General features: G+C 61.1%; 21 protein-coding genes. 13 read left to right on the top strand and 8 right to left on the bottom strand.

Translation table 11 applies throughout. The annotated features are described in order from the left end of the window. Positions 1 to 106 precede the first annotated feature (106 nt). The 4 genes from eno to pyrG form a co-directional block, all read right to left on the bottom strand. Positions 107 to 1,396 carry a phosphopyruvate hydratase gene (gene eno, locus ABEA02_RS03135; RefSeq protein WP_345531371.1) on the bottom strand — a complete coding sequence of 430 codons (1,290 nt, stop codon included), beginning with the start codon at positions 1,394 to 1,396 and terminating at the stop codon, positions 107 to 109. A 139-nt stretch (positions 1,397 to 1,535) separates the two neighbouring features. Continuing rightward, positions 1,536 to 1,823 (bottom strand): Dabb family protein, encoded by a 288-nt coding sequence (locus ABEA02_RS03130; protein ID WP_345531370.1) that lies wholly within the window; start codon positions 1,821 to 1,823, stop codon positions 1,536 to 1,538. A gap of 3 nt (positions 1,824 to 1,826) precedes the next feature. Next, on the bottom strand, positions 1,827 to 2,672 hold the full coding sequence (gene kdsA / locus ABEA02_RS03125) for a 3-deoxy-8-phosphooctulonate synthase (RefSeq protein ID WP_345531369.1): 846 nt from the start codon (positions 2,670 to 2,672) through the stop codon (positions 1,827 to 1,829). 15 nt (positions 2,673 to 2,687) lie between these two features. Beyond that, complete coding sequence (gene pyrG / locus ABEA02_RS03120; protein ID WP_345531368.1) at positions 2,688 to 4,325, bottom strand: CTP synthase; 1,638 nt, start codon at positions 4,323 to 4,325, stop codon at positions 2,688 to 2,690. 253 nt (positions 4,326 to 4,578) lie between these two features. On the opposite strand from pyrG, the gene ABEA02_RS03115 reads away from it, so the two are divergent. The 13 genes from ABEA02_RS03115 (at position 4,579) to ABEA02_RS03055 (ending at position 16,920) form a co-directional block, all read left to right on the top strand. Continuing rightward, a complete protein-coding gene (locus ABEA02_RS03115; protein ID WP_345531367.1) occupies positions 4,579 to 6,030 on the top strand; it encodes an efflux transporter outer membrane subunit in 1,452 nt (483 codons plus the stop codon). Further along, positions 6,027 to 7,313 carry an efflux RND transporter periplasmic adaptor subunit gene (locus ABEA02_RS03110; protein ID WP_345531366.1) on the top strand — a complete coding sequence of 429 codons (1,287 nt, stop codon included), beginning with the start codon at positions 6,027 to 6,029 and terminating at the stop codon, positions 7,311 to 7,313. Before ABEA02_RS03115 ends, ABEA02_RS03110 begins: the two co-directional genes overlap by 4 nt. Continuing rightward, positions 7,310 to 8,011 (top strand): ABC transporter ATP-binding protein, encoded by a 702-nt coding sequence (locus tag ABEA02_RS03105; RefSeq protein WP_345531365.1) that lies wholly within the window; start codon positions 7,310 to 7,312, stop codon positions 8,009 to 8,011. The genes ABEA02_RS03110 and ABEA02_RS03105 overlap by 4 nt, the downstream gene beginning before the upstream one ends. A 124-nt stretch (positions 8,012 to 8,135) precedes the next feature. Beyond that, positions 8,136 to 9,353 carry an ABC transporter permease gene (locus tag ABEA02_RS03100; RefSeq protein ID WP_345531364.1) on the top strand — a complete coding sequence of 406 codons (1,218 nt, stop codon included), beginning with the start codon at positions 8,136 to 8,138 and terminating at the stop codon, positions 9,351 to 9,353. 101 nt (positions 9,354 to 9,454) lie between these two features. Continuing rightward, positions 9,455 to 10,408, top strand: a complete 954-nt coding sequence (locus ABEA02_RS03095; RefSeq protein ID WP_345531363.1) for a Tll0287-like domain-containing protein — start codon at positions 9,455 to 9,457, stop codon at positions 10,406 to 10,408. A 9-nt stretch (positions 10,409 to 10,417) separates the two neighbouring features. After that, a complete protein-coding gene (locus ABEA02_RS03090; RefSeq protein ID WP_345531362.1) occupies positions 10,418 to 12,070 on the top strand; it encodes a mechanosensitive ion channel family protein in 1,653 nt (550 codons plus the stop codon). A gap of 167 nt (positions 12,071 to 12,237) precedes the next feature. Next, positions 12,238 to 13,077, top strand: coding sequence for a CsgG/HfaB family protein (locus tag ABEA02_RS03085; protein ID WP_345531361.1), 840 nt, complete (start codon positions 12,238 to 12,240; stop codon positions 13,075 to 13,077). A gap of 100 nt (positions 13,078 to 13,177) precedes the next feature. Beyond that, entirely contained in the window at positions 13,178 to 14,005 is an 828-nt protein-coding gene (locus tag ABEA02_RS03080) for a Yip1 family protein (RefSeq protein ID WP_345531360.1), read from the top strand. Positions 14,006 to 14,165: 160 nt separating this feature from the next. Then, positions 14,166 to 14,531 (top strand): hypothetical protein, encoded by a 366-nt coding sequence (locus tag ABEA02_RS03075; RefSeq protein WP_345531359.1) that lies wholly within the window; start codon positions 14,166 to 14,168, stop codon positions 14,529 to 14,531. Between the two features lie 102 nt (positions 14,532 to 14,633). Further along, positions 14,634 to 15,074 (top strand): hypothetical protein, encoded by a 441-nt coding sequence (locus ABEA02_RS03070; protein ID WP_345531358.1) that lies wholly within the window; start codon positions 14,634 to 14,636, stop codon positions 15,072 to 15,074. 69 nt (positions 15,075 to 15,143) lie between these two features. Then, positions 15,144 to 15,914 (top strand): hypothetical protein, encoded by a 771-nt coding sequence (locus ABEA02_RS03065; protein ID WP_345531357.1) that lies wholly within the window; start codon positions 15,144 to 15,146, stop codon positions 15,912 to 15,914. Positions 15,915 to 16,021: 107 nt separating this feature from the next. Continuing rightward, on the top strand, positions 16,022 to 16,549 hold the full coding sequence (locus tag ABEA02_RS03060; protein WP_345531356.1) for a hypothetical protein: 528 nt from the start codon (positions 16,022 to 16,024) through the stop codon (positions 16,547 to 16,549). A 14-nt stretch (positions 16,550 to 16,563) separates the two neighbouring features. Next, positions 16,564 to 16,920: a hypothetical protein gene (locus ABEA02_RS03055; RefSeq protein ID WP_345531355.1), complete on the top strand. Its 357-nt coding sequence runs from the start codon at positions 16,564 to 16,566 to the stop codon at positions 16,918 to 16,920. Positions 16,921 to 16,993: 73 nt separating this feature from the next. On the opposite strand, the gene ABEA02_RS03050 is transcribed toward ABEA02_RS03055, so the two are convergent. From ABEA02_RS03050 to flhA, 4 genes are all read right to left on the bottom strand, one after another. Then, a complete protein-coding gene (locus ABEA02_RS03050) occupies positions 16,994 to 17,734 on the bottom strand; it encodes a flagellar motor protein (protein WP_345531354.1) in 741 nt (246 codons plus the stop codon). 23 nt (positions 17,735 to 17,757) lie between these two features. Next, complete coding sequence (locus tag ABEA02_RS03045; protein WP_345531353.1) at positions 17,758 to 18,522, bottom strand: RNA polymerase sigma factor FliA; 765 nt, start codon at positions 18,520 to 18,522, stop codon at positions 17,758 to 17,760. A gap of 243 nt (positions 18,523 to 18,765) precedes the next feature. Further along, positions 18,766 to 20,316, bottom strand: coding sequence for a flagellar biosynthesis GTPase FlhF (gene flhF, locus ABEA02_RS03040; protein ID WP_345531352.1), 1,551 nt, complete (start codon positions 20,314 to 20,316; stop codon positions 18,766 to 18,768). Positions 20,317 to 20,318: 2 nt separating this feature from the next. Beyond that, entirely contained in the window at positions 20,319 to 22,406 is a 2,088-nt protein-coding gene (gene flhA / locus ABEA02_RS03035) for a flagellar biosynthesis protein FlhA (protein WP_345531351.1), read from the bottom strand.

The raw sequence follows: 22,406 nt of genomic DNA, 5'->3' as shown, positions 1-22,406 counted from the left end.
TCCAGTGCAACGGGCATGCACTGTAGGTTGCACCTGAGCAACTGCGCAGAAAGAGCATACAAAAACGCCACCCTCATGGGGTGGCGTTTGAGGGGCCTTTGCCGTATTACTTCAGGCGCAGGTTGTAAAAGGCACTGCGGCCCGGATAAATGGCGGTATCGCCAAGGTCTTCCTCGATGCGCAGGATCTGGTTGTACTTGGCAACGCGATCCGAACGCGACAGCGAACCCGTCTTGATCTGGCCCGCCGACAGGCCAACAGCGATGTCGGCGATGGTGCTGTCTTCGGTTTCGCCCGAACGGTGCGAAATCACCGAGGTGTAGCCAGCGCGCTTGGCCATTTCGACGGCGGCGAAGGTTTCAGTCAGGGTGCCGATCTGGTTCACCTTGATCAGGATGGAGTTGCAGATGCCCTTGTCGATGCCTTCACGCAGGATCTTGGTGTTGGTCACGAAAAGATCATCGCCAACGAGCTGGATCTTCTTGCCGAGGCGATCGGTCAGCAGCTTCCACCCGTCCCAATCCTGTTCGGCCATGCCGTCTTCGATCGAGATGATGGGGTACTTGTCAGCCAGTGTGGCAAGGAAGTCGACCTTCTGGGCCGGCGTCAGCGACAGCTTCTCGCCGTGCATCTCGTACTTGCCGTCCTTGAAGTACTCGGAGGCCGCACAGTCAAGACCCAGCACCACGTCCTTGCCGGCTTCGTAACCGGCCTTGGCAATGGCTTCCATGATCAGGTCCAGCGCTTCGGTTGCGCCAGAGACGTTCGGGGCGAAGCCGCCTTCGTCACCGACGGTCGTCGGGTAGCCCTTCTTGTCGACGATCTTCTTGAGATTGTGGAAGATCTCGGCGCCGCAACGCAGGGCTTCGCGGAAGCTGGTCACGCCCACGGGCAGGATCATGCATTCCTGGAAGTCCAGGCTGTTGTTGGCGTGTGCGCCGCCGTTGATGACGTTCATCATCGGCACCGGCAGTTGCATCTGGCCCGAACCGCCGAAGTAGCGGTACAGCGGCAAGCCGGCCTCTTCAGAGGCTGCGCGTGCGGTAGCCATGGAGACGGCCAGCATGGCGTTGGCGCCAAGGCGGCCCTTGTTCTCGGTGCCGTCCAGCTCGATCATGGCCTTGTCGATGAAGGCTTGTTCTTCAGCGTCCAGACCAATCAGGGTTTCACAGATCTCGGTGTTGACGTTTTCGACAGCCTTGAGGACACCCTTGCCGAGGTAACGCTTGGCGTCACCATCGCGCAGTTCAATGGCTTCGCGCGTACCGGTCGAGGCTCCCGACGGCACAGCCGCGCGGCCCATTACACCGGATTCCAGCAGGACATCGGCTTCAACCGTGGGATTGCCACGGGAGTCGAGAATCTCGCGGGCGATCACGTCAACAATTGCACTCATCTGGTTTTCCTCGTCTGAAAAATCTATTCATTCAATAACGCGGCTCGATTGTATTTTTGCCGCTGTCTTGTGCCGGGGGCAGCACAAACCCACTCATTGTAAAGGTTTATGGATGACCATCGGGTGACGCCAATCAAGCTCAGATGTCCGCAAAGCTCAGGTCGGCGATCTTCAGTGCCTGCGTAACTACCGCCAAGTGGGCTGGATGCTCGAAATAGCGATTCAAGGCATCCCTGTCGGCAAAGGTAGCGTAAAGCAGATAGTCGCTGGCAGCTGGATCGGGTGTGGTATTGAAACCGCACCGCCATTCGAGGATGTCTGAAATCTGTGTCGGCAGCGCCTTCAACATGGCGTCAAGGGATGTGGCGGCATCGCTATCGGGGGTAATGCCCGCTTTGAAGCGGCACAGCACAACGTGCGTAATCAAGACTTACTCCTTGATGCCTAGTTCGGCGAAGGGGTGGGCTTTTACCGCAGCATCAATCGCTTTGAGGGTTACCAACAGCTCACGCATCTTGCCAAGCGGCCAGGCATTCGGACCGTCGGACAGCGCGCAAGGCGGGTTCGGGTGGGTTTCCATGAACACACCGGCCACCCCTGCTGCCACGGCAGCACGAGCCAGCACCGGCACGTGCTCGCGCTGACCACCGCTGGACGTGCCCTGCCCGCCCGGCAACTGCACCGAGTGGGTGGCATCGAACACGACCGGGCACCCCGTCTCGCGCATGATGGCCAAGCTGCGCATGTCGGACACAAGGTTGTTGTAGCCGAAGGAAGCGCCGCGCTCGCAGACCATGATGGTGTCTGCGCCGCCATTGGCCTCCTTGGCCTTGAGCACGACTTGCTTCATGTCACCCGGGGCCAGAAACTGGCCCTTTTTGATGTTCACCGGCTTGCCGGATGCTGCTACGGCGTGGATGAAATCAGTCTGGCGACACAGGAATGCCGGTGTCTGCAGCACATCGACAGCGGCACACGCATCGGCGATATCGTCCTCGCCATGAATGTCGGTCAATACCGGCACGCCGACCTTCTCGCGCACTTCCTTGAGAATGGCCAGACCGTTGTCACGACCGGGGCCGCGGAAACTCTTGCCCGAGCTGCGATTGGCCTTGTCGAACGACGACTTGTAGATGAAGGGAATGCCCAGTGCGGCAGCAATCTCCTTCAGTTCGGCGGCTGTCTCCATCGCCATCTCGCGCGACTCGATCACGCAAGGGCCAGCGATCAGGAAAAAGGGCTTGTCGAGACCAATCTCGAATCCACAGAGTTGCATGGCTTGCTCCTTGGCTCAGGCGGCGCGACTGGAACGCTGGGCCAGTGCGGCCTTGACGTAGGCGATGAACAGCGGGTGACCCTGACGCGGGTTCGAGGTGAATTCAGGGTGGAACTGCACGCCCACGAACCACGGGTGAACATCCTGCGGCAACTCCATCATCTCGGGCAGGTTCTCGCTCGGCGTGCGTGCCGAGATCACCAGGCCCGCAGCTTCGAGCTTAGGGACGTAAGTGTTGTTGACTTCGTAGCGGTGACGGTGACGCTCGGTCACCTTGGCGCCGTAGATGCTCGCCGCCAGCGTGCCGGACTTGATGGGGCAAGTCTGGGCACCCAGTCGCATGGTGCCGCCAAGGTTCGATGCTTCGGTGCGCTTCTCGACGCGCCCTTCGCGGTCCAGCCACTCGGTGATGAGTGCCACCACCGGATGCGGGCTCTCGGGGTCGAACTCGGTACTGTTGGCGCCTTCAAGACCGGCCACATGGCGCGAAAATTCGATGGTCGCCAGCTGCATGCCCAGACAGATACCCAGGTAAGGCACCTTGTTTTCGCGGGCGTAGCGGATCGCGGCAATCTTGCCTTCCGTACCGCGCTTGCCGAAGCCGCCAGGCACGAGGATGGCATCCACGCCCTTGAGCACGCCACAACCATTCTTCTCGATGTCTTCGGAGTCGAGGTAATGGATGTTCACCTGGCTCTGCGTGTGCAGGCCAGCGTGCTTCAAGGCTTCGATCAGTGACTTGTAGGACTCGGTGAGATCGACGTACTTGCCGACGAAAGCCACTTCAACTGACTGCTGCGGGTTCTCAAGTGCGTAGACCAGCTTGTCCCAGATCGACAGATCGGCTGCCTTGGCGAGGATTGCCAGCTTGTGACAGACGATTTCGTCGAGCATCTGCTCGTGCAGCATGGCCGGGATCTTGTAGATCGTATCGGCGTCCTGCACTTCGATGACTGCCTCGGGCATGACGTTACAGAACAGGGCAATCTTGCGGCGCTCTTCGACCGGAATCGAACGGTCACAACGGCACAGCAGCACGTCGGGCTGGATGCCGATCTCGCGCAGATCCTTGACAGAGTGCTGGGTCGGCTTGGTCTTCAGCTCACCCGCCGTTGCGATGTAGGGCAGCAGCGTGAGGTGCATGTAACAGGTGTTGTTGTGACCCTCTTCGATGCGCATCTGACGGATGGCTTCGAGGAAGGGCAGCGACTCGATATCGCCCACGGTACCGCCGACTTCGACGATCGCCACGTCGGCGCCTTCGCCACCGCGCTTGATCGACAGCTTGATCTCGTCGGTAATGTGCGGAATCACCTGTACCGTCTTGCCCAGATACTCGCCGCGGCGTTCCTTGCGGATCACGTTGTCGTAGATCTGGCCGGTAGTGAAATTGTTGCGCTTGGTCATCTTGGCGCTGGTGAAGCGCTCGTAGTGACCAAGATCGAGGTCGGTCTCGGCGCCGTCTTCGGTCACGAAGACTTCACCGTGCTGGAACGGACTCATCGTTCCAGGATCGACGTTGATATAGGGATCGAGTTTGAGGTGGGTGACGCGGATGCCTCGGGATTCGAGAATCGCCCCGAGTGAAGCGGCTGCGATGCCCTTGCCGAGCGAGGACACCACGCCGCCGGTGACAAAGACGTACTTGGTCATGGGATAACGGCTGCGGGAAATTCGAATTGTAACCGAAGCCAGCCCCTTGCTCAATTTTAGGCAGTCGCCAGCGTCTGCCGCAATGCCGTCCAAAGGCGGCTGCGGGAACCCGCAAAGCCTGCCAGACTCTTACTTCCCGCGAGGCGAGGCTCTGATCACGGCCCGAACGCAAAGGATCGTAAGCTGGCCTTACGAATGCTTACCAGTTGCCCGGCATAGCTGATAAAAAGAATCGGCATACTCCGCCCACACAATGAAAACAGCACTTCCACAGGCTGCCCGGTTCCAGCCGTCCCTCCGCATTCTGTTCCGGCCGTTCTGTCAGGCCGCGTTCGCCCTGCTGGCGGGCTGCGTCATGGTCGGGCCCGACTACAACAAACCCGCCGACCCTGCCACACCTGCCTGGCATAACACCTCTGCGCTGCCCGCGGCTGATATCGCGCTGGCGACATGGTGGCAACAGTTCCACGATCCGCTACTCGACCAGCTGGTGAAGCAGGCGCTTGAAGGCAGCCTGACGCTGCAGTCGGCCGAAGCGAAGCTGCGCGAAGCACGCGCCCGCCGTGGCCTGCAGTTCGCCCAGGTGATGCCGACCAGCAGCGTCGGCCTTGGCGGCAATCGCAGCGAAACGCGAACCGACAACAAGCGCAGTGACAGCCACGGCTATTCGGCCGACATTGACGCCAGCTGGGAGATCGACTTCTTCGGAGGCCGCCAGCGCGCCATCGAAGCCGCCGACGCCACGCTGAACGCGGCCGGATACGACCTTGCCGCCGCACGCGTGTCGCTGGCTGCCGAAGTTGCCAACAACTACATCGCCCTGCGCGCCGCGCAACAGCGCCTTGCTGTCACGAAGCAGAGCGTGATCAGCCGCGAGCAAACCCTGCAACTGACCCGCTGGCGCTTTGAAGCAAAACTGGTGTCCTCGCTGGAGCTCAATCAGGCGCTCAGCAGCCTGGAACAAGCTCGCGCCGCCCTGCCGACGCTGGAACGCACCATCGAAGAATCGAAAATCGCGCTGGCCGTCCTGCTCGGCAAACCCCGAAGCGCGGTAGAAGCCCTGCTGCAGGCCGATGGTGATCTGCCCGTAGCGCCTGCAGCATTGGCACAACGCCTGCCGGCCGACGCCCTGCGCCAGCGTCCTGACGTGCAGGCAGCCGAACGCCGTCTTGCTGCACAGACTGCGCAGATTGGCGTCGCCGAAGCCGCGCGTTACCCCAGCCTGAAGCTCAGCGGCCAGATCGGCGTCGAAGCCCTCACGCCGGCGGGTTTGTTGCGCGCCGACACCATCGTCAGCAGCCTGGTCGGCAGCCTCACTGCCCCGCTGTTCGATGCCGGCCGCGTGCAGCGCAACGTGGAAATCCAGACCGCGCTGCGCGACCAGACGCTTGCCAGCTACCGCAGCACACTGCTGCAGGCACTGGCGGATAGCGAGAAAGCCCTGTCCGCAATCCGCTGGAACGCCCAGCGTGTCGAAGCCCAGCAGCGCGCCGCCGATGCCGCGTCCGAAGCCGCGCGACTGGCCCTTATCAATAACCGCGCCGGCCGTAGCGACCTGCTGACCCTGCTCGACGCTCAACGCACCGAACTCTCGCAACAAGATGCCTTGTCCAGCGCACGCGGGGACTACCTCACGGCCATCGTTCAGCTCTACAAGGCGCTGGGCGGTGGCTGGAGTCCCGCACAGGACGGAGACACGAAATGAAAGACAAGAATCCGGACATCGCCCACATCCTCGCGGACGGCAAACGTCGTCGCCCGTGGAGGCGTTACGTCATCATCGCCCTTGTAGTGGTCGCCGTCATCGCAATGGCTTTGCTGTTCAACCGCAGCGACAACATCGAATCGCAATACCGCACTGCCGAGGTCACGCAAGGCGACCTGTCCTCGACGGTCACTGCCACCGGCACCTTGCAGGCGCGCACCAAGGTCGATATCAGCTCGGAACTCTCGGGCACCATCGCCCAGGTGCTGGTCGACTACAACAGCAAGGTGAAGAAAGGTCAGCCGTTGGCCGTGCTCAACACCACCAAGCTCGAAGGCCAGATGGCGCAGACCCGCGCCAACATGCAGTCCGCCATGGCCAAGGTCGAGCAGGCCAGGGCGGACGTCGACACCGCCGCGACCGCACTGGCTCGCCTTGAGAAGGTCGCCCAGCTCTCCAACGGCCAGCTGCCTGCCGGCAGCGAACTCGATGATGCACGCATCAAACTGCGCAACGTGCAGGCGGCGCTCGCAGCCGCCGAAGCCACCGTCGCGCAGCTGCGCGCCGCCTTGGCCGTGAGCGAATCCGACCTCACCAAGGCGACCATCCGCTCGCCCATCGACGGCACGGTACTCACGCGCAGTGTCGACCCGGGTCAGACTGTTGCAGCGTCGTTCTCGGCGCCCGTGCTGTTCACGATTGCGCAGGACCTTGCCGAGATGGACCTCAACATCGCCGTCGCCGAAGCCGACGTGGGCCAGCTGCGCGAAGGCATGCAGGGCAGCTTCACCGTCGATGCCTGGCCGGGCAAGAAATATTCGGCGCGCCTGCGCCAGATCCGCTACGCCGCCAAGACCGTCGACAACGTCGTCAGCTACGAGACCATCCTGCAGGTGCGCAACGACGATCTCTCCCTGCGCCCCGGCATGACCGCCACCGCCGACATGCAGGTGGCCGAACGCAAGAACGTACTGATGGTGCCCAACGCAGCCCTTCGCTTCACGCCCCCGACCAGCGCGCACCAGGAAAGCAGCAAGAGCGGCGTGCTCGGCAGCCTATTCCCCGCTCCACCCAATCTGCGCGGCAACCGCCCCAAGGAAGTCACCCAGGTCGGCCGTCGTGCCAGCGGCTCGCAGGCTCGCGTTTGGGTGCTCAAGGACGGCAAGCCGCACCCGGTCATCGTCACGGTCGGCCTCTCCGACGGCCGCAACACCGAGGTCAGTGGAGAGGGCATTGCCGCCGGCATCGAAGTCATCACCCGCGTCGAACAGCCCAAGTCATGAGCGCACTGCTCGAATTCCGCGCAATCACCAAGACCTACGGTGAAGGCTCGGCCGAATTCCAGGCCCTGCGCGGTGTCGACCTCAGCATTGAGGCGGGCGAGTTCGTCGCCGTGATGGGCCCCAGTGGTTCTGGCAAGTCCACGGCCATGAACATTCTCGGCTGCCTCGACGTACCCAGCACCGGCAGCTACCTGTTTGAGGGCACGCAGGTCGAGCGCCTCTCGCGCGACCAGCGCGCCCTGCTGCGCCGCCATTACCTGGGCTTTGTCTTCCAGGGCTTCAACCTGCTTGCGCGCACCTCGGCGCTCGAGAACGTCGAGCTGCCCCTGCTCTATCGTGGCGTATCCCGCAAGGCACGGCGTGAAGCCGCGCTGGATGCCCTGGCACAGGTAGGGCTGACGGGCTGGGAAGATCACACGCCAGCCGAGTTGTCCGGTGGCCAGCAACAGCGCGTCGCCATTGCGCGCGCCATTGCCACACGCCCCACCGTGCTGCTGGCTGACGAGCCAACCGGAAACCTTGACAGCGCCCGCAGCGACGAGATCATGCACCTGCTCACCGGGCTCAACCGCGATCGCGGCATCACGGTGCTGATGGTCACCCATGAGCCCGACATGGCGCGCCATGCGAGCCGCGTCGTCAGATTCGTGGATGGCGTCGTGGCGTCAGACGATGCGGCAGTGAGGAGTGAGGAGTGAAGCGTAAGGAGTTGAGCATCCGGGCAGCTACGCTGCCCGCAATACGGCCCCTCTCCCGCAAGCGGGAGAGGGACTCCTCACTCCTTACTCCTCACTCCTTACTCCTCACTCCTCACTGCCTTAAATGATCTGGAACGCCTTCCTCCTCGCGCTGCGCGAGATCCGCCGCAACCTGCTGCGTGCCTTCCTCACCACGCTGGGCATCATGATCGGTGTGGCCGCCGTGGTGACCATGGTCACGCTTGGCAAGGGGGCAACGCGCTCGATCCAGGACCAGGTTGCGAGCCTTGGCAGCAACCTGCTGATCCTGCGCCCGGGGCGCGGCTTCTCTGCGGGCACCGGCAGTGGCGCCACACCTGACTTCAAATTGGCCGATGCAGAGGCCATAGCACACGAAATCCCCGGCATCCGCGCCGTGGCACCCAGCGCACAACGTTTTGGCAGTGCGATCTTCCTGCAGCAGAACTGGAGCACGACGGGCACGGGCGTCACCAACGACTATTTCTCGGTCGGCAACTGGGAGCTGGCCGAAGGCCGCCTGTTTACTGACGCCGAGCAGGAAGGCGGGCGCGCGGTGTGCATCCTCGGCGAAACCATCCGCGCCAAGCTGTTCGCCGGGCACGACCCCATTGGTCGCAAGATGCGCTTCCGCTCGCTGACCTGCGAGATCATCGGCACGCTCAAGCCCAAGGGTCAGGGCGGCTTCGGCAACGACCAGGATGACGTGCTCTTCGTACCCCTGCGCACCATGCTGCGCCGCATCTGGACCTCGGCCAGTGCGCAGGAGATACCGACCATCTTCATGTCCGCCAAGGATGGCTACAACACCGATGAAGTCGTTGCCGACGTTACCCAGCTGATGCGCCAGCGCCGCAACATCCAGGGTAACCAGCAGGACAACTTCCAGATCGTCGACACCAAGCAGATCGCGCAGACCCTCTCCGGCACCACGCAGATCCTCACGGCCCTGCTCGGCGCCGTCGCTGCGGTGAGCCTGCTCGTCGGCGGCATTGGCATCATGAACATCATGCTCGTGTCGGTCACCGAGCGGACCCGCGAGATCGGCACACGGCTCGCCATCGGAGCCCTGTCACGCGAGGTGCTGCTGCAGTTCCTCGTCGAAGCGGTCGCACTCTCTTCGCTGGGCGGACTCATAGGCATCGGTCTGGCGCTGGGCGCCTCGATCGGGCTCTCCAACCTCATGAACCTGCCCTTCCGCTTTGAGCCCGAAATCAATCTGCTGGCCTTCTGCTTCTCGGCTGGCATCGGCGTACTGTTCGGCTACATGCCGGCCCGCCGCGCTGCGCGGCTCGACCCAATCGAGGCGCTGCGTCACGAGTAAGTGCCCGCGTGGTTTTCTGCAGCGTTCGGCACAAGGTAAGCTTGCGCCCCTGCAGCGACATGTCTCCTGCTCACCCGACAGCCCCCCCGGAGCCCTGAACCGTGCGTATCGAAACCCGCTTTGGCCTGATCATCGCGTTCTGCTTCCTGCTCGGCGTCTCCATCGCCGGCTACATCTCCTACGCGCTGGAGTCCCGCCAGGTCCGCGAAGAGGTCACGCAGAAAGCCCAGGTCCTGCTCGAGACCGCTCTGGCCGTGCGTGGCTACACGGTCGACGAGATCGCCCCGGTCGTGAAAGAGGCCGACGCGCACAACGGCGCCAACTTCCGGCCACAGCAGGTGCCCTCCTACGCCGCGCAGAACGCGATGCGCCGCCTGAGCAAACAGTTCCCCGACTACAACTACCGCGAGACCTCGCTCAACCCCACCAACATCAACGACCGGGCCAGCGACTGGGAGGTCGGCCTGATCCGCGCCTTCCAGTCCGACAGCGAACTCAAGGAACTCACAGGCCAGCGCGGCAACGGCGACAGCGAAAGCTTCTACGTGACGCGCCCTATCCGCCTCACCAACCCGGCCTGTCTGGAATGCCACAGCACCATCGACGCCGCGCCCAAGGCCATGGTCGCCAAGTACGGCGGTGCCGGCGGCTTTGGCTGGCGGCTCAACGACGTGGTCGGTATTCAGGTAGTCGAGGTGCCCGTTGCACCAGCACGCGCCAAGGCAATCAACAGCTTCCTCGTCACCATCGGCTCGCTGACTTGCGTGTTCATCCTCACGGCCGCCATTTTCCTGCTCCTGCTGCGTCGCCATGTCACGCGCCCGCTCGAAGCCCTCACCCGCTCAGCGCGCGACCTCAGCCTCAGCAGCGACGCAGCGGATCCTGCATCGCAATCGCTGAATGAAGAAGGCGGCCAGTTCAGCGATCTGCACGCCGCGATCTTCCGCCTCAAAGCCAGCGTCGACGGCGCCGTCGACGCCATCCGCCGGCATGTCCCGAATGACGATGCCACCCGCATCGTGCGGCCGGACGCACGCTTCCCGCCCAAGAACTGAGGCGCGACGATGCAGACGCTGTTTCTCCTCGCCGTCTCGGCCACGCTGTGGCTGCTCCACGTCACCATCGGGCAGGACGCCAGCATCCTCGCCGCCCAGTCAGGCCGCCTCCTGTTCCTGGCGGCCTGGGCCATCACGGCCATCACCTGCGTGCAGGTACTGCAGTTCGTATTCACCCACCAGATCACAGGTCGCCGCCAGGGCCAGGGTGCGTCAGACCTGCTGCGCGCCGTGGTGCGCATCGTGCTGTACCTCATTGCCGCAGGCATGTTCCTGCACTTCGCGCTGGAGCAGGCCATCACCGGCATTCTGGCCACGTCGGCCATGCTCTCGGTCATCGTCGGTCTGGCGCTGCAGCCCACCCTTGGCCACCTTTTCTCAGGCGTCTCCATCGAGATTGAGCGACCACTGCGCGTTGGCGACTACATCCGGCGTGGCGAGGTCGAGGGCCAGGTCACCTCTCTCAACTGGCGCTCCGTCTTCGTCACCACCGAGGAGGGCACCCGCATTGTCATCCCCAATAGCGACTTCACCAGCCGCACGGTAGAAGTCATCGACGGCAGCCGCCCGTTCCGCCACAGCGCCGTTTTCGACATGTCCAGCAGCGTCACACCCGGCAAGGTGATGCGCATCGGCATGCGCGTGCTGCGCAGTGGCCTCAGCGATGTCTGCATCACGCCCGAGCCCATGGTCGTCATGGTCGGCACCGAGCCCCGCAGCGGCAGCGTGCGCTATGCCCTGCACTTCTACACCCACAACTTCCTCAAGCGTGAGCAGGTCGCCTCCGACGTGCTCGAACGCCTGTGGTACGCCCTGTCGCGCGAAGGCCTGCAACTCATCCCGCCGCCGCGCTTCGGCAATAACCAGGGCAACAACAACGCCGGCAGCAGCGTGGCTGGCACGCGCCCCGCAGTGGATGCCAACGCCAAACCTGCAGAGTCCCCCGGCACCAAGGCGCCCTCCAAACCCGAGTGGCAGGCCCTCATCGGCGAGCTGTTGCCCGAGCTTCCACCCACCCTTGTCACGCGCCTCGCCAGCAGTGCCAAGCGCTACCGCTATGGCCCTCACGAAACCGTCTCGCCCAAGGTCGCCGCCCTTGTCGTCAGCGGCCGCCTGCGCGAAGCGCTCAGTGTCGAGGAGGTCAGCCTGCCCATCGTGCTCGAACAGATGCTGCAGGCCGGCCCCAATTCCGTCAGCAAGCCCGCCACCATGCCTGCCGCCAGTGTCAATCGCTTGCTGCGCGATGCGTCACAAGCCATCGGTCCGCTGGCCCAGTCACTTGTCGCGGGCTACGCAGCCGTCACCGATGACCTCTGGCTCGCCTACCAGGCCGTTGCCGTGGGCATCATCGACCCCCAACGACGCGCCGAGTTCCTGGCGCGTGGCCCCGAGCATCCCTCCCGCGGTCTCACACGCGGCGACCTTCTCGGCTGGGACCGACTCCTCAAGCTCAACAACGATCCCGCCAGCAAGAGCCTCGCCACGCAGGACTGCGAACTGCTCGTCTGGAACGCCGCCACCCTGCGCTCGGCCCTCGGCAATCTCGACGAGACCGAACTCAACGCCTTCATCCAGCTGCTCGTCCGCAAGCAAAGCCATTGCCGGCGCCTGGACCTGCCCCGCCTGCAACGCTGGCTGGCGCGCACCGGCGGCTTGCTGTAGTTCCGCCGCTCTTCCGGGCAGCTACCAGCCGCAACCGCCCCGCGCTACACTGCGCCACAGCCTTGTTTTATTGGCTAAAGTCAATTTCAATGACTCGCCACCTCCGGTATTCCGTAGCCCAGTCTCCAGCAGCCCCAGTAGCCCGCTTTACACGAGGGATCACCAGAATGAACACCATTGCCCAATCCAGCATTCGCCGCCTCAGCATTCTCGCCTGTGCCCTGGCGCCCCTGATGTTTACCGCGTGTTCCAGCCAACCCAAGCTTGGTGGCTCCGGAACAGTCGCCTCTGGCGGCGCAGCAGGCTCCACCGCATCGGGCGAAAACAGCCAGCTTGAAAAATGCACCGAGTCCCTCGGTACCATCTCCCTCGTCGAAAACCAGCAAGCCGGCTGGTACAGCATCCTCACCAATCAATACAAGCTCCCCCCCACCGCCAACCTGCTGCGTCTCATGATCCAGCAAAGCAACTGCTTCGTCGTCGTCGAACGCAGCGCGGCCGGCCTGCGTGCCATGGAGCGCGAACGCAACCTCGACCGCAGCGGTGAGCTGCGCCAGGGCAGCAACTTCGGTCGCGGCCAGATGGTCTCGTCCGACTACGCGCTGAGCCCTGAAGTCCTCTTCTCCGAAAGCGACACCGGCGGTGTCGGTGGCGTGGTCGGTGGTGTCATCGGCGGCACGGCAGGCCGACTGATCTCGGTTGTCGGCGCCAATGCCAAAAACCGCGAAGCCGGCACCATGCTCACCCTCGTCGACAACCGCTCTGGCGTTCAGATCGCCGCCTCCGAAGGCAGTGCCAGCAAGGTCGATTTCGGCGGCTTCGGCGCCCTGCTCGGCAGCCGCGCCGGTGGCGCCGCCGGCGGCTACACCAACACGCCGCAGGGCAAGATCATTGCCGCTGCCTTCATGGATTCTTACAACCAGATGGTCCGCTCGCTGCGCAACTACAAGGCGCAGGAAGTCAAAGGCGGCCTCGGCAAGGGTGGTCGCCTCAAGGTCGGCGACTGAGCCCTTCCAGCCCTGTCACAGAAGCCTGGCGCGTCACTGACCCGTCAGGCTTTTTTCTGCAACGGTTTCACCTGCACACAATCCAGATCAGGAGAGCATCATGAATCTCGTCGAACGTGCCAAGAACATCCTCCTCAGCCCCAAGACCGAATGGCCGGTCATCGAAGGTGAAACTGCCACCGTCAAATCCATCTACCTCGAATACCTCGTCATCCTGGCCGCCATTCCCGCCATCGCCACCTTCATCGGCATGTCGCTTGTCGGCTACTCGGTCCTGGGCATGTCGATCAAGACGCCCCTGCTGGCCGGCATCGCCAACCTCATCGTCAGCTACGTCCTGTCCCTGGTCATGGTCTTCGTCGTCAGCCTCATCGCCGACGCACTCGCCCCCAGCTTCGGTGGTCAGAAAAACCCCATCAGCGCATTCAAACTCGTCGCCTTCAGCATGACGGCCAGCATGCTCGGCGGCATCTTCAGCATCATCCCCGCCCTGTCAATGCTCGGCCTCCTCTGCTCGCTCTACGGCATCTACGTGCTCTACGTCGGCGTCGCACCGCTGATGAAAGTACCCCAAGACAAAGCCATCGGCTACACCGCCGTCCTCATCATCTGCGCCATCGTCATCGGCGTCGTCGTTGGCGCCATCTCCGGCATCGTCGGCGCCGTCGGCATGCGCGGCTCAGCCATCTCGATGAGCACGCCCGACACCACCCAGCAAGCCCCGATCAACATCTCGATCGACACACCGCAAGGCAAGGTTCAGATCGACACACAGAAGCTCGACGACATGAACAAGAAGATGGAAGAGATCGGCAAACAGGCAGAAGCTGCTGCTGCCAGCGGCGACCAGAAGGCCAGCATGGAGGCCGCGGCCAAGGCGCTGCAGGCTATGGGTGAAGCGCTGGCTGCGCAGTCGGCGGCAAAGTAGAAACCCTTCCGAATCGCCAAAGCAAATAGGCTTGCCGCTTGTTACGTTGCATTGAAACTGTTTGTATCACTTGGCAATACCGCCACAATCCAAGCAGCAGGCCACTCTCCTCCCATAACGCCCGGTTTGCCTAGGGCGCCCTATATCTAGTTCGGCGTCTATGCGTTCAACGATATCCACCATACTGGCCGGCACGCTCGGATGTATCACATGGCCTTTATTTTTAATTCTTATTGGTGACAACCCCGTTGGGAAAACGGGTGGAATTGATTTATTGGTACTTCTCTCTCCTATCGTATTATTTGCCGTACCGTTTTCAGCTCGCCTCAGACTTAATGGCTCAACTGGTCTAGCCGCTTGGATTATTGCGGCGGCCCCTGTGCTTAGCGCCGTAAATTTTGCTTTTGTGATTGTTATCGACGGGCTTTCAAAAACAGATGCAACTAATGCAGCGTGGGCATGTTGTGGGGTGTGGCTTCTGATTAGTCTGGTGGTCAATGGCATTGCCAAGAAAACCAACTCCTAACGGACAACACCACGAGATCTCCATAGAAAAACGGGAGAAATTTTGCAACGAAGGATATTTACAATATTAACCAGCGCTGTTGTTTCTGCCTATGCAGGGGCCATGGCCATTGATGCCAATCACGACCTTGGCGTCATTGAAATCCTGCCCGGACTCGTAGAGATCAATTCAAGTTCATCCCGCGTAAGAACTGAAAGCGACTCAAAAAAATATGTATATTTTGTTAACGGATACAAAATAGGAGAGGAGTTTAAAATTGAATGCGAAGGTGACGCTTATAGCTTGTGCGAAGAAAATGAATTTTCCAAAAAAAATGGGATTGAAAACGCGAAAGCCTGGGTCATTCCTATCAACAACAACAAGGGGTTTATTCGCGCACAAGGCGTATTGCGAAATGACGGAAAAATTGAAATAAAAGAGTACAAAGAATCTGAGAAGAAGGCAGAAGAACTAAAAGAAAAAACAAAAACAAAATTATATATTTTTGTATCAATATTTACATTTTCATCATTGGATTTAATTTTATCTTTCATTAAAAAGTAAATACCTAATAATGACTTTTTTTGCGCACCGATTGACTGGCAAAAAAAACACCAACCCCCATCCACACACATGTTAGATAAAATAGCAATTGAAATTATTGTCATTTTTTCGACGCACTTGGTTGTTTTTGCAATTATTTTATTTTTGTCATCTATAATTGCAAAAAAATACGCAAAATCCACGCGCTTAAAAGTTATTATCTATTCAATTCCTTTCGTTTTTTCATTACTTCCTTTTGTTATACACAGCCCAAGTCACGACAAAAAAACATTAAATTATGAAAAAAATACTGAAAAGGATCGTGAAGAAGAATACAGACACGCAAACAACTCACTGCATTTATCTAAACTCTGCAAGAATCGAAAAAGAACAGTTCGCGGCATAGGACAAAAAACCCAGTCTGGACTCGCCATTTTCTATGAATCAAGTAAAAAACCAGACATAAATTTTAATAGACTTGTTGCCAAGCTTACGCATGGAAATAATTCATGCGAATTTACAGCGCTGACTTTTTTAGAATTTAAAGAATATAAAAAAAATAATTTTGACTATAAAGAAGAAGGCCTCTTCGAACAAAAACACTTGTGCGACAATCCCGACAAATATATTCAAAAAAGCTCCACAGCAAGGTATGAACTTGTTTTTGGCGACTCAATAGTCACCTCAACTCCGTGGAAGGGCGAGGTTTCAAGTGTTTCTGTGCGCATTCAGGATCGTACTACCGGGGAACTAGTTGCTGAGGACACGCTTTATTCGCTTGGGCGGACGTCGGAGGTCGGAGTATGCCCAAGCCACCAGAGTCAATTAGTTCAGTTGATCACTGATGTTTTCGGACCATAGAAAACATGGGAGTGCCAACAAGTCTATCGCCTGATCAAGTGCTGTGGCCGCTCAGAAGTGGCTCCCTGTTTTCCTGACTCGTCCTATCCCGCCAATTGGATACATACGTGGATCGCTGGCAACAGTACCTTTTCGAAGCACATCCCGAGGCAACACTGCGTAACTGGGCGAGGCGCCTTCAGAAGTTCCGCTTCTTTCGTGCCTATGGCGGCCACGCCAACGATGGTGACTCGCTGGATGTTTGCTACGCCTATCAAGACACAGGTGAACTTCAGGAGTTCTTTGCGCATCTTGGCGTGAAGCTGGTGATGCATGAGACGCAGCCTCCCCAGCCGGAGCCCGACGTTTCATATCCTGGCGATGTCTATGCCGCGTTCCCATCGCTGATTCCCGGCACTCGCTGGATTGAGCAACCCAGGTACTGCGTCATCGACGGGCATAAGGTTTTCGCGTGGTGCGAGGTGGGCAAGATCAGACTCTCTATCGGCATGAACTATGAGGTGACACCTTCTGATGTCACTGTGGCGGAGGCCATTGAACGGTTGCTCGAAAATGTGTCACTTACTGTCATTGAGCCCCCAATCGACAACCGGAACTGCATATGCCCCAAGTTCTACCCGGGGTATTTCTCCTGAACGTAGCCGCCACCATGAAATGCACGAGCGCCTTAATCGCGCTGTTGATGCTCAGCGTCTCCACATGCGCGTTCGCACAGAAGAGGCATTGGGTCATCTGCGACCTGACCGTCATGGTGAAGAGTGCCCAAGACACAGTGCCGCGTGTTTCGGGTCTGGTGCGTTCAAGCAACGCGCCAGCAGGCACCGAGTGCCCTGCCCCCGGCGCTGTCATCTCCTTCCTGCCGGAAACCATGGACTATCAAACGGTATTGCCGCGCAAGCAATGGCCGGGCGTTGGCGAAGTCGTGACGATCCGTTACCGCTATCTGCTGGGCGAATGCAAATACACGGGCCCTTGCAAGATCGAGCATTTCTCGTTGATGCGATGAAGCCACCGTCTTGGGCTTTGGCCGACGAGCTTGTGAATACCCGATGTGAATTGCTGACTCGCCGAAGCAGGCGTCAGACGATGTAACCCTGCAGCCTGCTTTCAATGATGCGCGGGTTGTCGCCGTGGGCGATGGCGACGATGCCGTCGAGCAGCATGTCGCGGACGGCGACGAGGCGGGTGATGTTGGCCTGCAGCTTCTTGGCCATTGGGAGGAAGATGAGGTTGGCTGAGCCGACGCCGTAGATGGTGGCAACGAAGGCGACTGCGATGCCAGCGCCGAGCTTGCTGGGGTCGGAGAGGTTCTCCATGACGTGGATGAGGCCCATGACGGCGCCGATGATGCCGATGGTGGGTGCATAGCCGCCGGCGGCTTCCCAGATCTTGGAGGCTTGCTTCATCTCGACTTCCCAGGTGTGGATGTCGATTTCCATGACTTCGCGGATGCGCTCGGGTTCGACGCCGTCGACGAGTAGCTGCATGGCTTTGCGCAGGTAGGGATCAGGCTGCGAAGCCATCTTGTTTTCGAGTGTGAGCAGGCCTTCCTTGCGGGCGATCTGGCTCCAGCTGACGACCTGGGCGATGAGATCATCGAGCGGCGGTACAGGCGGCTTGATGACCCAGACGGTCATCGCGAGGCCCTGCTTGAAGGTGCGCCAGGGGCTTTGCAGCATGACGGCGCCGAAGGTGCCGCCGACAACGATCATGAATGCAGTGGGCTGGATCAGCGAGCCGATGTGTCCGCCTTCGAGCAGCTGGCCGCCGATGATGGCGACGAGTCCCAGCAGGAGTCCGGCAACGCTGATGACATCCATGCGGCGGGCCCCGGCGGTTCAGCTCAGGCCGCTGAGGCGCGTCGGCTGCGGGGCTCTGCCTGGGGCATGGCGGAGTCGCGACCGCTGGCGATGCGCGAGCGCAGGCGTGCGATGGCCTGGCTGTGCAGCTGGCAGACGCGGGATTCGGAGACGCCCATCACTTCGCCGATTTCACGCAGGTTGAGGTCTTCTTCGTAGTAGAGGCCCATGACCATCTTTTCGCGGTCCGGGAGGTCGCCGATGGCCTTGATGAGCACCTGACGCATGCCGGCTTCTTCCAGCATGTCGAGGGGGTCGTTGCTCTCGCCGACGATGTGGCGATCGAGGTAGTCGTCTTCTTCTTCGCTGCCGAAGTCTTCGAAGTACACGAGCTGGTAGCCGCGGGCTTCCTGCAGCATCTTCTGGTAATCAGCGAGGCTCATGCCAAGCGATTCGGCGAGTTCGCGCTCGGTGGGCTGACGGCCGTGAACCTGTTCGAGGTTATGGATGGCGGTTTCGATGCGGCGCATCTCGCGGCGCAGGCTTCGCGGCAGCCAGTCGTTCTCGCGCAGGCCGTCGAGCATGGCGCCACGGATGCGTTGCACGGCGTAGGTCTCGAACTGGGCGCCGAGGCCTTCTTCGTAACGGCTGATGGCGTCGAGCAGGCCGAGCATGCCGTTCTGGATGATGTCTTCTACCTGCACGCTGGCCGGCAACTTAGCCATGAGGTGGTAGGCAATGCGTTTGACCAGGGGGGCATAGCGCGCCACAAGCTGGTCTTTGTCGAGTGTTCCCGCTGCGTTATACATCGTGCTCTCGCTCAGTAAAGGTCACTCGCTGAGTGAATGGTCAGCAACATCATGGAGCCATTCTGCGCTGCAGGTGACACACATGCCTTGTGGAAAAAGACCGGTGTTGTTGCCCAATTCGCTTTCCAGTTTGCGTTTCTGTCCGGCTGACTCTGACGGTCTGCGCGGGGGCAACCACGGGAGCCGCCCATCTGGTTGCTTACGGCCCGGCAAGAGAAAAACTTGAGGCATGGTCGTCCCCCGTCACAGCCCCGCATTGCCCCCTTCGCCCGTCGAGAGGCGGGGTGCGGCCATGAGCAGGCCAGCTTCGCTGCGGTCGAGCTTCCACGGGGAATCGGCAGGGATCTCCCGCAGGGCACGGTGCAACAAATAATTGCGATTGGGCAGGTGCAGGTCTTCCGGCACGCGCTGGCCGTTGGCGATATAGAGCATGGGCAGGGCGTGGCGGATGGAGACATCCAGCGCGGGGGCGATGCTGTTGGCTTCGTCGAGCTTGGTGAAGATGCAGCCGGCGGTGTCGGGCGAGACGTAGGCGCGGATGACGTCATCCATGGTGTCGCCGCGCACGGTGGCGTTGAGGCACAGGATGCGGGCGATCTTGCCGACGGAGTTGAGCATGGCCGCTTGCTCGCCAACCATTTTGTCGCGCTGGCTCATGCCTACGGTATCGATGAGGACCATGTGCTTCTTGCGCAGCTCTTGCAGGGTGGAACGCAGGTCGCTGGCGTCGCGCACCACATGCACCGGCACGCCGAGAATGCGGCCATAGATGCGCAGCTGTTCGTGGGCGCCGATCCGGTAGCCGTCGGTGGTGATCAGGGCCAGGCGGTCGGCCCCGTGGCGCACCACGCAGCGGGCAGCGAGCTTGGCGGTGGTGGTTGTCTTCCCTACCCCGGTTGGGCCGACCAGCGCGTAGACGCCGCCGCGGTCGATGATGTCGGCTTCTGCGTCCTGCAACTGCAGGTCGCGGGCGATGAGCTGGCGCACCTGGTTGCGGGCTTCGTTGAGATCGCTGCCTCCTGCCAGACCTTGCGTGAGTTGGTGGGTGAGCTGCGCCGAGAATCCCGCTTCAAGCAACTCGCTCATCATCTGCGTGCGGGTCGGCGCGGTTCGCGATATCTCGCTCCATGCAAAGCCGGCGAGCTGACGCTCAAGCATGCCCTTGATGGATGCAAGTTCGTGCATCAGGGCCGCGTTGGCGGCCTCCAGGCCGCGCACGCGGGACTCTTCCTGTTCGGGTTGGGCAGGCTGTGACGCGTGTTCGGCGGGACGGCGCTGCGGTGTGCTGCTCACATCCGCATGGTCAGCCCCCGCATTTGACTGACTGCCTGGGTAATTGAGTGGACTGCCGTCGGACCGGACGCGGGGCGGCGTGAAAGGACGCACCATCTGGCGCCCCCCCGTGTCAGCGTCATGATCCGGCGCGTCAATGCCGGAACGGAATACCGGGCGCGGACCCGCCGGCTGGGGCTGGCTGCGTCGCGCAAGTTCGGCAGCAATCTGCTCACCGATGCGCTTGCCATTGCCTGCACTGGCACCACCCTTGCCGCTGCCGGCAGGCTGGCCGTTGACGAATGGCGCAGCTTGCGGCGCTGGCTGATGGGTTTGCGGCTCGCGGGCCTGTCGCACCGTGGCGTTGAGTTCGCCCATGGCCTCGGGCGGCAACGCGACGATTTCAACACCACCAGGCACGGAGCGGTTTGACAGCACGACCGCGTCGGCGCCCAGCTCTGCCTTGAGTGCCGCAAGCGCTTCACGCGCCGTTTTGCCCACGAATTTGCGCACGTTCACCATCTTCAGCCTCCTATGACGCCCGTGACGCGGATCGTGCGAGTTTCAGGCACTTCCGAGTGGGCGATAACCTTGAGAGAGGGCACCGAGCGACGCAGGAAACGCGACAGCAGCCAGCGCAACGCATTGGGCACGAGCAGTACGGCGGGCTGCCCGGCGTCTTCCTGACGCTGGGCAGCTGCTGCGGTGTCGCGCAACAGCGTTTCGGCCAGACCGGGTTCGATGGTTGCCGAATCGGCACTCGAGCCCTGCATGGCCTGCAACAACAAACGTTCGAGTCCGGGGTCCAGCGCGATGACCTGCATGTCGGCACTTCCCGGGAAAAGCCCCTGCACGATGGCGCGGCCAAGCGCCGTACGCACGTGGGCTGCGAGTTCGACAGCATCCTGCGTGCGCGGCGCGAACTCGGCGAGCGTTTCGACGATGCTGCGCATGTCGCGGATGTTGACGCCTTCTTCGAGCAGGTACTGCAGGGTCTTCTGCACCACGTGCAGGGGCAGCGCCTTGGGCACGAGATCTTCGACGAGCTTGGGCGAATCCTTGGCGATGTGGTCGAGCAGCGCCTGCGTCTCCTGCCGGCCAAGGAGGTCGGACGCGTGCGACAGGATGACGTGGTTGATGTGCGTCGCCACCACGGTGCTGGCATCGACCACCGTATACCCCAGCGCGTGGGCCTGATCACGCAAGGCACTATCCACCCACACGGCGGGCAGGCCGAAAGCGGGATCCTTGGTCTCGTTGCCGGGCAAACGCCCCACCACGCGACCGGGGTTGATGGCCATGAACTGACCCGGGAAAGCTTCGCCCTGCCCTATCTCGACGCCTTTGAGTGTGATGCGATAGAGATTGGGGCGCAGCTCCAGGTTGTCGCGAATGTGCACGGGCGCAGCGAGGAAGCCGATCTCCTGCGCGAACTTCTTGCGCAGGCCCCGGATGCGCGACAGCAGCTCACCGTTCTGCGCTTTGTCGACCATCGGGATCAGGCGGTAGCCGACTTCAAGGCCCAGTACGTCGACAGGCGTCACGTCGGTCCAGCTGGCCTCCATCTCGGCGGCCGTGGCGACCACTTCGGCGGCAGGTTTGACGGGTTCCTTGACCTCGGTCTCGCGACGTTGGCTCTGCCACCAAGCAAGGTAACCCATTGCCCCAGCGAGGGTGAGGAAGACCAGATTGGGCATGCCGGGGATGAGACCCAGCAGCCCCAGAATGCCGGCCGTCATCACCATGATCTGCGGATTGGTGAAGAGCTGATTCACGAACTGTGCGCCGACGTCCACATCGTCACCCACGCGTGACACCACCAGACCTGCAGCGACCGAAATGATCAGTGCGGGAATCTGCGCGACCAGACCGTCGCCGATGGACAGCAAGGTATACACGTGCGTGGCACGGCCGATATCCATGTCATGCTGAACCACGCCGATGATGAGGCCGCCGACGATGTTGATCAGCAGAATCATGATGCCGGCTACTGCGTCACCGCGTACGAACTTGGAGGCACCGTCCATGGCGCCGTAGAAGTCGGCTTCGTTCGCGATCTCGGAGCGGCGGCGCTTGGCTTCGGCGTCGTCGATGAGCCCGGCATTGAGGTCGGCATCGATGGCCATCTGCTTGCCGGGCATGGCATCGAGAGTGAAGCGTGCGCCGACTTCAGCGATACGGCCTGCGCCCTTGGTGATGACGACGAAGTTGATGACGGTGAGGATGACAAAGACCACCACGCCTACCGCCGTATTGCCACCGACGAGGAAGTGGCCGAAGGCCTCGATCACCTTGCCTGCCGCGTCACCGCCTTTGTGGCCATCGATGAGCACGACGCGCGTCGATGCGACGTTGAGCGACAGGCGCAGCAGCGTCGTCACCAACAGCACGGTCGGGAAGATCGAGAAATCCAGCGGCTTGCGGGTGTACATCGCCACCAGTAGCACGACCATCGACAACGCGATGTTGAAGGTGAAGAAAAGGTCGAGCAGGAATGCCGGCAGCGGCAAAACCATCATCGACAGCACAAGCAGCAGCAGGATCGGCGCTGCGAGCTGCCGGATGTTCGATGGCGTAAAGATCTGCTTCAGGTCGAGGGTATTGGTAGCCAT

Source organism: Viridibacterium curvum (assembly GCF_039544165.1).
Classification (GTDB): Bacteria; Pseudomonadota; Gammaproteobacteria; order Burkholderiales; family Rhodocyclaceae; genus Viridibacterium; species Viridibacterium curvum.
Note: the sequence above shows the minus strand (reverse complement) of the source record. Positions and strands in the feature narration are given on the sequence as shown.